We start from the raw sequence: 9,953 nt of genomic DNA, 5'->3' as shown, positions 1-9,953 counted from the left end.
CCTCCGTGCAGCCGGAGGCGGCGGGAGCGCCCGTCGCGGCGCTCCGTGGAGAGGGGAGCGGCGGTTCGTGCGGCACGTCGTGGCCGCTGCTGAGCACCGGCACCAGCACCGCGGCGGCCGCGGCCATCACACCCATGCCGGCGGCCACCGGAGCCAGCGCCGACCCGAGGTCCGCCATTCGCGCGCGCATGCTCATCCCCGCCCTCGTCACCGGTACTCCGACAGCCTGCGGCCGATGCCCAGCACCGCGCCGGCCGCCGCCAGCACGGCCAGCACGGCCGCCCCCACGGCGAGCCCGTCCAGCGCGTGCCGGCCGTCGCGCGCCGCGTCGTGGAACTCGGTCTGCTCGTGCCGGAGCGCCTGCTTCAGCGCCGCGTCCACCTTGTCGAAGGACTCCTTCGTGGGCCGGTCCTTCCCGATCACCTTCGCCAGCGCGCCCTCGTAGTCGCCCCGGTCGTTCTCCGCGCGCGCTTCGGCGTGCCGCGAGCGCCACTCCCGTACGTTCGCCAGCGCCTCCTGCACCGGCGCGCGGCCCGCCGCGTCGTCCGCCAGGGACAGCGCCTCCCGCAGCTTGCCGCCCGCCCGGGCGTCCGCACCCTTCCCGTCACCCGCCAGCGCCTTCATGCCGGCGGCGTACTCGACCTCGTAGAAGTCCTGCTGGTCGGCGGTGACCTTGCCGCCGCGCGCCACCAGCGTGAGGTTCTCGTCGCCGCGCGCCTGCAGTGTCGCGATCCGCGCCTCGTTGAGCACCCGCAGGGACTTCGCGCCGTGCTCGATGGAGTCGTCGAGCCCCGCGCGGGCGACGGCGTGCCCCGCCACCATCCACAGCAGGACGCCCACGGACGCGGTGGTGGCGATCAGCAGGCCGTGGTTGAACACCCGGTTCGTCCGCCGGTAGTTGCGGCGCTGCGCCCAGCCGAGCCCGCCGATCGCGAGCGCGCCGACGGCCACCGCGACCCAGGGCCAGGCCGTGGCGTCCTCGTAGTCGGCGTCGAGCCGGGCGGTCTCGGTGTCGTAGAGCTGCCGGGCGGCGGGCAGCAGTTGGGTGCGCATCTGGTTGTTGGCGTACTGGAGGTACGCGCCGCCCACCGGCAGGCCCTGCCGGTTGTACATCCGCGCCGTCTCCACCAGGCCCGTGTACCGCGGCAGGCCGTCGTTCAGCCGCTCGATGCGGTCCCGGGCCGCCTTCGAGCCCCGGGAGTTGGCGGAGGCCCGGACCAGCAGCTTGGCGGCGGTCGAGATGTCGTCCTTGTAGCGCCGGCGGCTGGCCGCGCTCTCCCGGTCGCCGGCCAGGAAGCCGCCGGCCGCCGTGGTGTCGGCGTCCGCCAGCGAGCGGTAGATGTCGGCCGCGTCCCGGCTCAGCGGCTGGCTGCTCCCCAGGACGTCGTCGGCGGCGGCCGACCGGTCCGCCACCTGCCAGGCGGTCAGCGCGCCGAACAGCACGACCAGCGCGGCCAGTACGGCACCGATGAAGCGCAGCCGGCCCGGCTCGGTGAGCATGGCGGCGCGCAGCCGCCGCAGCGCCTCGGCCCATACGGCGCGCTCGCCGGACGGCGGCGGGGGAGCGGTCGGTTCCGCTGCGGCCGCGCCCGGTCCGGGGGTCGCTGCGGGCGCGGGCGGTGCCGCGCTGCCGGTCGGCGGGTATGACACGGAACCTCCCCCTCGGTCGCTGACCGTGCCCCGCGGCCCGCGCCGCGGGCAGGGGTGCACCGCCAGCAGTATGGCCGCAGGGACCGACAACCACACAGGTATTGACTGGATCTTGTTCGTATCGCGATCTCGTTCGCGCCCCGTGGCCGGCCCCGCACCTTTCGCCCCCGTCGCCTCTCTTCACGCGTTCGTACGGTGTTCGGTTCCCCGGCTTCTCCCAAGGGGCAGCCGGGAGCCGTCCGGGCTGGCTACAGTTGCCTGACGTCAGGTGACCTGGGAAATGGAGCGGTGCGGTGCGGACAGTACGCAGGGTGTCGCTGGTGGAGACCGCGACGGACGAGATCCGGGAACAGATCCTCAAGGGGGTCTGGCCGGTGGGCAGCCGCATTCCGCCCGAGAGCGCTCTGTCCGAGACGCTGCAGGTGAGCCGGGCCTCCGTACGGGAGGCGATCCGCGCCCTCGTGCACTCCGGGCTGCTGGAGACCCGGCAGGGCGACGGCACGTTCGTCCTCTCCGACGACGACAGCGCCGTGGCGCTCCGCCGCCGCCTGGAGCGCGCCGAGCTGACCCACGTCACGCAGGTCCGGCAGGGCCTGGACGTGATCGCGGCACGGCAGGCGGCGCGGCACCGCACGGACGCCCAGCTCGCCGCCATAGAGGCGGCGCTGGCCCGGCGCCGGGCGGCGCTCGCGGCACACGAGGACGAGGCGTTCACCGCCGCCGACGCCGACTTCCACGTCCTGGTCGCCGAGGCGAGCGCCAATCCCGTACTGGCCGACATCTACCGCTCGCTGAGCACCGCCCTCCGCGCGGAGCTGCGCCGCGCCGCCTGCCTGGACACCGCGACGGCCGCGCCCACCGACCCGCACCACCTCCTCGTCGAGGCGATCCGGGAGCGGGACGGGGCGGCCGCGGTGGACGCCGCGGTGAAGCTGCTCGCCGGTCACGTACGGGATCTGGCCCTGCCGCTGGACGACTGACGGCCGCCGGGCGGCCACTGGGCGGCTTTCAGTCGGCCGACCGCAGGTGGGTGCGCTGTCCGTCGTGGTCGAAGATCCCCAGGATCTCCGCCGGGCCGCCCTGCGCCCCGAAGGCGTGCGGGATCATCGTGGAGAACTCGGCCGCCTGCCCTTCCTCGACGAGGATCCGGCGGTCCCCCAGCAGCAGTACGACGGTCCCGGACAGGACGGTGAACCAGTCCTGCCCCGGGTGGGCCTTCTGCGCACCCCTGCCGGTCGGGGCCGGCTCCGTGAGGCGCAGCCTGGCGACCGTGACGCCGGGGTCCCGCTTCAGCATCCAGGTGGTGAGCCCGCGTGCCGCGTGGTGCTGCGGCCTGATGATCACGTCGTCGGTGGCGGTCTCCACGAGCTGGTCCAGCGTGGCGCCCAGGGCCCGGGCGATCGCGGTCAGCTGGTCCAGGCCGATCCGCCGGTGGCCCGTCTCGATACGGCTCAGGGTGGAGGGGCTCAGGTAGCAGCGCGCGGCCAGATCGTCGAGCGACCAGCCCATGGCGACCCGCAGCCCCCGGATCCGCTTGCGCACGAGGACATCGAGGTCTTCGTCTTCTTGCGTCATAAGCAATATGGTATGTCGCTGAGGCAAGGCGCTCGTAGGGTCGAGGGCATGACACCCCACGCGCATCAGCACCAGCACCACGCTTCCGGACCCGGAGCGCCGCACGACGAGCCCTACGTCGCCGAGTTGCTCGACCTGGAAGCGGACGTCCTGCACGCCCACCTGACCGAGCTGACCGCGTGGCTGGCGGAACTGACCGCGGAGCGGCCCGTGCGCCGCGTACTCGACCTGGGCAGCGGGGCCGGCACCGGAACCTTCGCGCTGCTCCGGCGCTTCGAGGGCGCCGAAGCGATCGCCGCCGACGCCTCCCCGCGGCTCCTGCACCACCTTCAGGGCAAGGCCCGCGAGCTGGGCGTGGCGGACCGGGTGCGCACCGTCGAGGCCGATCTGGACGCGGCCTGGCCGGACTTCGGCGGCGTGGACCTGGTGTGGGCGTCGGCGGCGCTGCACCACATGAGCGACCCCGACCGCGCGCTGCGCGAGGCGTACACGGCGCTGGCCCCGGGCGGGCTGCTGGCCGTGATCGAGATGGCCGGAAACCCCTGCTTCCTGCCCGACGACCTCGGCATCGGGCGCCCGGGGCTGGAGGCCCGCTGCCGCGCCGCGCTGGCCGGGCTGCACGCCGAGACGGTGCCGCACCTGGGTGCCGACTGGGGGCCGCTGCTGTCCCGGGCCGGGTTCGCCATCGCGGCCGAGCGGCCGTTCACCGTCGAACTGACCTCCCCGCTGCCCGAGGCCACCGGCCGGTACGCACAGGGGGTGCTGGGCCGCATGCGTACCGCGCTCGACGGCCGGGTCGCGGCCGACGACCTGTCCGTACTCGACACCCTCCTGGACAGCGACGGACCGCACAGCCTGCTGCACCGCGACGACCTCGTCGTCCGCACCGAGCGGAGGGTGTGGGCCGCCCGGCGCCCGGCGTAATGGGTCAGGCGTAATGGGCGCGCAGGCGGGCGTACGCGGTGGCCGGTGCGCCCGTGGTGTCCAGGGCCAGCAGGGCGGCGCCGAGCACCGGGGGAGCGGTGACCACCTCCGGTACCGCCTTCGGGGCGCGTTCGGCGAGCAGCGCGAGAACCGCCTCGTGCAGCACCGGATGGCGCGCCGCCAGTACCCCGCCGCCCAGGACCACCGGCACCGGCTCGTCCAGCAGGTCCAGACGGCGCAGCGCGACCGTGGCCATGAGGACGATCTCCTCGGCCTGGCGCGCCACGAGCGCCCGCGCCACCTCGTCCCCCTCGGCGGCCACCGCGAACAGCACCGGCACCAGCTCGTGGCGGCGGCCGGCCGGAATGTCCCCCAAGTGCAGCGCCTCGATCAGCTCCGGCATGGCGGACAGCCCGAAGTGCGCGGGCAGCCGGTCCGCGAGGGCGCTGGGCGCGCCCCGCCCGTCCTCGGCCCGCGCCGCCCACCACAGCGCCTCCTCGGCGAGGTGCCCGCCGCCGCCCCAGTCGCCGGAGATGCGCCCGATGGCGGGGAAGCGCGCGGTACGGCCGTCGGGGCCGAGCCCCGAGCAGTTGATGCCGGCACCGCAGACCACCGCGACGCCGGTGTGCCCGCCGCCGTCCGGCAGCCCGGCCCGCAGCAGCGCGAAGGTGTCGTTGGCGACGGTCACCGTGTCCGACCGGCCGCGCGCCGCCAGAAGGGCGGTCAGCCGCTCCTCCTCCACGGGCAGGTCGGCGTTGGCCAGGCAGGCGGACAGGTGCCCGACCCGGCCGGTGCCCGCTTGCGCCAGGGCCGCGTCGACGAGCTCCGCGAGCCCGGCCACGGCCCGCTCGGCGCCGTCCGCGGGCGGCCGGAAGCCGCCGCCGCGTACGGCACCGAGCACGCTCCCGTCCGCGCCGACCACCGCCACATCGGTCTTGCTGTTCCCCGCGTCCACGGCGAGCAGCGCCGCCCCGTACGAGACGTTCTCGCGCCGCTCCCCTTGGGTAACCCCCTGCTGGGGGGACGAGGTAGTTCGATTCGCCCCGTAGGCGCGCGCCCCGCCCCCGTTCCCGCTCACGTTCCCGTCCCCGCCCCAGTTCCCGTCCCCGCCCCCGTTCCCGCTCAGGCCCACGCCAGATGCTCCCGGTTGTGCGCGATCAGCTCGTCGGCCAGCCGGTCCGCGTAGTCGATCTGGCCGATGAGCGGGTGCGCGAGCAGTGCCTCGAAGACCCGGTCCCGGCCGCCCTTCAGGGCCGCCTCCAGCGCCAAGTGCTCGTACGCCGTGACGTTCGCGATCAAACCGGCGTACAGCGGCTCCAGCGGGCGTACGGGCACCGGCGTCGCGCCCTGCGCATCCACCGTGGCCGGCACCTCGATCACCGCGTCGTCCGGCAGGAACGGCAGCGTCCCGTTGTTCAGCGCGTTCACCACCTGCACGTCGCCCCCCTCCTCGGAACGACGCGTCCGCAGCAGCGAGGACGTGAGCGCGACGGCCGCCTCCGAGTAGAAGGCGCCGCCCCGCTTGCCCAGCAGCTCCGGCTTCTCGTCCAGCGCCGGATCGCCGTACATCCGCAGCAGTTCCTTCTCCATCGCCGCGACCTCGGCGGCGCGCGACGGCTTGGTGCGCAGCTCCCGTACGACCTCGTCGTGCTGGTAGTAGTACCGCAGGTAGTACGAGGGGACCACGCCGAGGCGCTCGACCAGCGTGCGCGGCATGTGCAGGTCGGCGGCGATGGCGTCGCCGTGCTCGGCGATCAGCTTCGGCAGCACGTCCTCGCCGCCGACGCGCACGGCCCGCTCCCAGGTCAGATGGTTCAGCCCGACGTGTTCGAGCTGGACGTCCCGCGGCGCCACGTCCAGCAGCCGCGCGAACTTCCGCTGGAACCCGATCGCCACGTTGCACAGCCCGACGGCGCGGTGCCCGGCGGTGAGCAGCGCCCGCGTCACGATCCCGACCGGGTTGGTGAAGTCCACGATCCAGGCGCGCGGGTTGCGGCGGCGCACCCGCTCCGCGATGTCCAGGACCACCGGCACCGTGCGCAGCGCCTTGGCGAGCCCGCCCGCGCCCGTCGTCTCCTGGCCCACGCAGCCGCACTCCAGCGGCCAGGTCTCGTCCTGGTCGCGGGCCGCCTGCCCGCCGACGCGCAGCTGCAGCAGTACCGCGTCCGCGCCGTCCACCCCGGCGTCCAGATCGTCCGTCCAGGTGATCCGGCCCGGGTGGCCCTGCTTGGCGAAGATCCGCCGGGCCAGCCCGCCCACCAGCTCCAGCCGCTCCGCCGCCGGATCGACCAGTACCAGCTCGTCCACCGGCAGCACGTCACGCAACCGCGCGAAACCGTCGATGAGTTCGGGGGTGTAGGTCGAACCCCCGCCGACCACTGCAAGTTTCATCCGTGCCTCATCCCTTGACTCCTGTGAGAGTGACGCCTTCGACGAAGGCGCGCTGCGCGAAGAAGAAAACGACGATCACCGGAGCCATGACCAGCAGCGTCGCCGCCATGGTGAGGTTCCAGTCGACCATGTGCGCGCTCTTGAACGTCTCCAGGCCGTAGGACAGCGTCCAGGCGCCCGGGTTCTGCGCGGCGTAGATCTGCGGCCCGAAATAGTCGTTCCAGCAGTAGAAGAACTGGAAGAGGGCGACGGCCGCGATGCCGGGCTTCGCCATCGGCACGACGATCCGCAGCAGCGTCCGCAGCTCCCCGCAGCCGTCCACCCGCGCCGACTCCAGGTACTCCTTCGGGATCGTCAGCAGGAACTGCCGCAGCAGGAAGATGGAGTACGCGTCCCCGAACGCCATCGGGATGATCAGCGGCCACAGCGAGCCGGACAGATGGAACTGCTGGGCCCACACCAGATACATCGGGACCACGATGACCTGCGGCGGCAGCATCATCGTCGAGATCACCAGCAGCATCGCCGTCCGCCGCCCTCGGAAGCGGAACTTGGCCAGCGCGTACGCTACGGGGACCGACGAGCACACCGTGAACACCGTGCCCAGCACCGCGTACATCAGCGAGTTCCGCCACCAGTCCAGGAAGCCGGGCGTGGTGAAGACCTGCACGTAGTTGGACCAGTGCCACTCCCGCGGCCACAGCTCCCCGCTCATCGCCTGGCCGTCGCCCATCACCGAGGTCAGGAAGACGAAGATGAAGGGGAGGAGGAAGAAGAGGGCCGCGGCGACGGCCACGGCGTGCACCGCGATCCAGTGCAGCAGGGGTTTACGTCTCGTGAGCATCGCGGATCAGTCCTCCGCCGAGAGCAGGCCGGCGCGCTTGCGCATCAGCAACGTGGTGAAGGCCATCGCGATCGCGAAGAGCACGAGCGAGAGCACGCACGCGGCGCCGGTGTTGAAGTTCTGGAAGCCGAGCGAGTAGACGAGCTGCGGCACGGTGAGCGTGGCGTGGTCTGGATAGCCGGGCTGGATGACCGTGCCGGGCCCGATCGAGACCCCCGAGGCGAGCTTCCCGGCGACCAGGGCCTGCGTGTAGTACTGCATCGTCTGTACGACGCCGGTCACCACCGCGAACATCACGATCGGGGTGATCGACGGCCAGGTGACGTACTGGAACCGCGCCCAGGCGCCGGCCCCGTCCAGCTCCGCCGCCTCGTACTGCTCCTTCGGCACGTCCAGCAGCGCGGCCATGAAGATGACCATCAGGTCACCGATGCCCCACAGGGAGAGCATCACCAGCGACGGCTTGGCCCACGTCGGATCGTTGAACCAGGTCGGCGGCGAGTCGATGCCGACCGCCGACAGGATCTCGTTGACGGGCCCGCTGCTCGGGTTGAGGAGGAAGACGAAGGCGACGGTCGCGGCGACCGGCGGCGCCAGATACGGCACGTAGAAGGCGGTGCGGAAGAACCCGACCCCCGCCTTGATCTTCGTGACGAGCATCCCGATGCCGAGACCGAAGACCACCCGCAGCGCGACCATGACGACGACCAGCCACAGCGTGTTCCACAGGGCGGGTCCGAAGAGCGGCATCTGCGTCAGCACGTACGTCCAGTTCCGCAGCCCGACAAAGGTGGGCTCCTTGATCTGGTTGTAGTGCATGAACGAGAAATAGACCGTCGCGAGCAGCGGATACGCGAAGAAGACCGAGAAGCCGACCAGCCACGGTGAGAGAAAACCGAGCGTACGGAGCCGGGAACGGCGGTGCTTGCGCCGCAATGCGGGCGCGTGGGAGAGAGCCATGGCGGGTCCTCAGCTCTTGGACTGGAGGGTGTCGGCGTCTATCTGGGCATCGAGCTCACGCAATCCGGCCCGTAGGTCCGGCACTTCTCCCGCCTCCACCTTGTAGGCGAAGTCCCGCAGCGAGACGACGTACTGGCCGCCGTTCGTGGAGGGCGGCAGCGCCGTGCTGTACGGATTGCGTGCGATATCGAGGAAGGTGCGGAACGACCGGTCCGCGTCCAGCGCGGGCGACTTCAGCGCGGCCTTCGTCGACGGGACATTGTGAATGGCATTGGCGAACCGCACCACTTGACCGGTGTCCGCGGTCAGGAACTTCACCAGTTCCCACGCCGCGTTCTGATGCCGGCTGCTGTGCGCGATGCCCACGACCGTCCCGGTCAGGAAGCCGCGGCCGTACGTCTCCGGCCGGTCGTCCGGCACCGGCAGCGGCGCCGTCCCCCACCGGAACCCGGCCTTCGCCTCGTCCAGCATCAGCCCCCGCCACTCGCCGTCCATGTGCATGGCCAGCTTCCCGGTGAGAAAGGCGTTCTGCGAGGACATCTCGTCACCGAACGTCGTACGGAACTTCTCCAGCGCGGCATAACCGCCCTGCGCCTTCATCAGCTTCCCCGTGGTACGGAAGAACTCCGGCAGCGCCTTCTCCTCCGCCAGCCGGGAATGCCCCGCGCCGTCGAAATACGTCGGCCCCCACTGCGTCAGCAGCCGGTCCGGACTGTTCTGGTACATCCGGAAGTTGGGCAGGAATCCCACCCGCTCGTACGAGCCGTCCTTCTTCCGCTTCGTGAGTTTCTCCGCGTCCCGCGCCAGCTCCGACATGGTGCGCGGTGGTCGCGCGATCCCGGCCTCGGCGAACGCGTCCTTGTTGTAGTACATGCCGTACGCGTCGGCGAGCAGCGGCAGCGCGCACTGCTTCCCCGCATAACTGCTGTACTCCAGCAACGTCTTCGGGAACACCTTCTTCTTGTCGAGATGGCCGCGCTCCATGAACGGGTCGAGATCCGTCCACATCCCCGAATCGCAGTACTGCCCCACATTGTTGGTCGTGAAGGAGGACACCACGTCGGGGGCGTCGCCGCCGCCGGCCCGCAGCGCCTGATTGGTCGTCTCGTCCGAGACGTTCCCGGTCGCCACGACATGGATGTTGGGGTGCAGCCGCTGGAAGCGGGCGAGCGAATCGTCGATCGCCTTGACCTCTCCCGGCGCCGACCAGCCGTGCCAGAACTTCAGCGTGACCGGCTTCGTCGGGTCGTCCCGGTCGCTGCCGACGCCGGGGTTGGCGCAGGCGGCGAGGAGGGCGGTGAGCGCGGCGGCCGTGGCGACGGCGGCGCGCAGGCGTCTTGCCGGGGACATGACAGAAGGCATGACAGAAGACTCCTTTCGAGGCGGACGGTTGCCGCGGTACGGACGAGGCCCGGCCCTCAGGCCGTGTCGAAGACGGCGTCCCGCGCCTGCACGAGGGCGGTCCGCAGGGCGCCCGTCAGGATCGGATCGCCCTCGATGTCGCTGATCCGCAGCGCCGACGAGGCAGCGCACTTCTTGGACCAGCTCACCCTCGGCAACGAGCCCGGAAGGGACCAGACGCATGAGTAACATCGCCGACCGGATCGCG

General features: G+C 71.9%; 10 protein-coding genes and 1 pseudogene. 2 read left to right on the top strand and 9 right to left on the bottom strand.

Going from position 1 to position 9,953, the window contains the following annotated elements:
* Both ABT381_RS33280 and ABT381_RS33275 read right to left on the bottom strand, forming a co-directional pair.
* Positions 1 to 190: pseudogene (locus ABT381_RS33280) on the bottom strand (sugar-binding protein); the annotation flags it as partial.
* Positions 191 to 207: 17 nt separating this feature from the next.
* Positions 208 to 1,650 carry a GlnX family signal transduction membrane protein gene (locus ABT381_RS33275; protein WP_351600974.1) on the bottom strand — a complete coding sequence of 481 codons (1,443 nt, stop codon included), beginning with the start codon at positions 1,648 to 1,650 and terminating at the stop codon, positions 208 to 210.
* A 293-nt stretch (positions 1,651 to 1,943) separates the two neighbouring features.
* On the opposite strand from ABT381_RS33275, the gene ABT381_RS33270 reads away from it, so the two are divergent.
* Positions 1,944 to 2,630, top strand: coding sequence for a FadR/GntR family transcriptional regulator (locus ABT381_RS33270; protein WP_351600970.1), 687 nt, complete (start codon positions 1,944 to 1,946; stop codon positions 2,628 to 2,630).
* A gap of 28 nt (positions 2,631 to 2,658) precedes the next feature.
* Here ABT381_RS33270 and ABT381_RS33265 read toward each other — a convergent pair whose 3' ends face one another.
* A complete protein-coding gene (locus ABT381_RS33265) occupies positions 2,659 to 3,225 on the bottom strand; it encodes a helix-turn-helix domain-containing protein (RefSeq protein ID WP_351600967.1) in 567 nt (188 codons plus the stop codon).
* 48 nt (positions 3,226 to 3,273) lie between these two features.
* On the opposite strand from ABT381_RS33265, the gene ABT381_RS33260 reads away from it, so the two are divergent.
* Entirely contained in the window at positions 3,274 to 4,149 is an 876-nt protein-coding gene (locus ABT381_RS33260) for a class I SAM-dependent methyltransferase (protein WP_351600964.1), read from the top strand.
* A gap of 4 nt (positions 4,150 to 4,153) precedes the next feature.
* Here ABT381_RS33260 and ABT381_RS33255 read toward each other — a convergent pair whose 3' ends face one another.
* From ABT381_RS33255 to ABT381_RS33230, 6 genes are all read right to left on the bottom strand, one after another.
* Complete coding sequence (locus tag ABT381_RS33255; protein ID WP_351600980.1) at positions 4,154 to 5,113, bottom strand: N-acetylglucosamine kinase; 960 nt, start codon at positions 5,111 to 5,113, stop codon at positions 4,154 to 4,156.
* A gap of 158 nt (positions 5,114 to 5,271) precedes the next feature.
* Entirely contained in the window at positions 5,272 to 6,540 is a 1,269-nt protein-coding gene (locus ABT381_RS33250) for a 6-phospho-beta-glucosidase (RefSeq protein WP_351600961.1), read from the bottom strand.
* A gap of 7 nt (positions 6,541 to 6,547) precedes the next feature.
* The gene (locus ABT381_RS33245) at positions 6,548 to 7,384 is read right to left on the bottom strand and encodes a carbohydrate ABC transporter permease (RefSeq protein ID WP_351600958.1); all 837 of its coding nucleotides are present in this window, start codon (positions 7,382 to 7,384) and stop codon (positions 6,548 to 6,550) included.
* A gap of 6 nt (positions 7,385 to 7,390) precedes the next feature.
* A complete protein-coding gene (locus ABT381_RS33240; protein ID WP_351600955.1) occupies positions 7,391 to 8,344 on the bottom strand; it encodes a carbohydrate ABC transporter permease in 954 nt (317 codons plus the stop codon).
* A gap of 9 nt (positions 8,345 to 8,353) precedes the next feature.
* Positions 8,354 to 9,694, bottom strand: a complete 1,341-nt coding sequence (locus ABT381_RS33235) for an extracellular solute-binding protein (protein WP_351600977.1) — start codon at positions 9,692 to 9,694, stop codon at positions 8,354 to 8,356.
* Between the two features lie 68 nt (positions 9,695 to 9,762).
* A complete protein-coding gene (locus ABT381_RS33230) occupies positions 9,763 to 9,894 on the bottom strand; it encodes a hypothetical protein (protein ID WP_502965736.1) in 132 nt (43 codons plus the stop codon).
* Positions 9,895 to 9,953 lie beyond the last annotated feature (59 nt).

The sequence above is a fragment of the Streptomyces sp. NPDC000151 genome (assembly GCF_040301705.1).
Lineage (GTDB): Bacteria > Actinomycetota > Actinomycetes > Streptomycetales > Streptomycetaceae > Streptomyces.
The sequence above is the reverse complement of the archived record's forward strand: the minus strand, read 5'-3'. Positions and strand labels throughout refer to the sequence as shown.

Excerpts from the sequence above, each read along its gene's own strand:
- ABT381_RS33265 (WP_351600967.1), bottom strand. The coding sequence starts at position 3,225 with ATGACGCAAGAAGACGAAGACCTCGATGTCCTCGTGCGCAAGCGGATC.
- ABT381_RS33260 (WP_351600964.1), top strand. The coding sequence starts at position 3,274 with ATGACACCCCACGCGCATCAGCACCAGCACCACGCTTCCGGACCCGGA.
- ABT381_RS33250 (WP_351600961.1), bottom strand. The coding sequence starts at position 6,540 with ATGAAACTTGCAGTGGTCGGCGGGGGTTCGACCTACACCCCCGAACTC.
- ABT381_RS33245 (WP_351600958.1), bottom strand. The coding sequence starts at position 7,384 with ATGCTCACGAGACGTAAACCCCTGCTGCACTGGATCGCGGTGCACGCC.
- ABT381_RS33240 (WP_351600955.1), bottom strand. The coding sequence starts at position 8,344 with ATGGCTCTCTCCCACGCGCCCGCATTGCGGCGCAAGCACCGCCGTTCC.
- ABT381_RS33235 (WP_351600977.1), bottom strand. The coding sequence starts at position 9,694 with ATGTCCCCGGCAAGACGCCTGCGCGCCGCCGTCGCCACGGCCGCCGCG.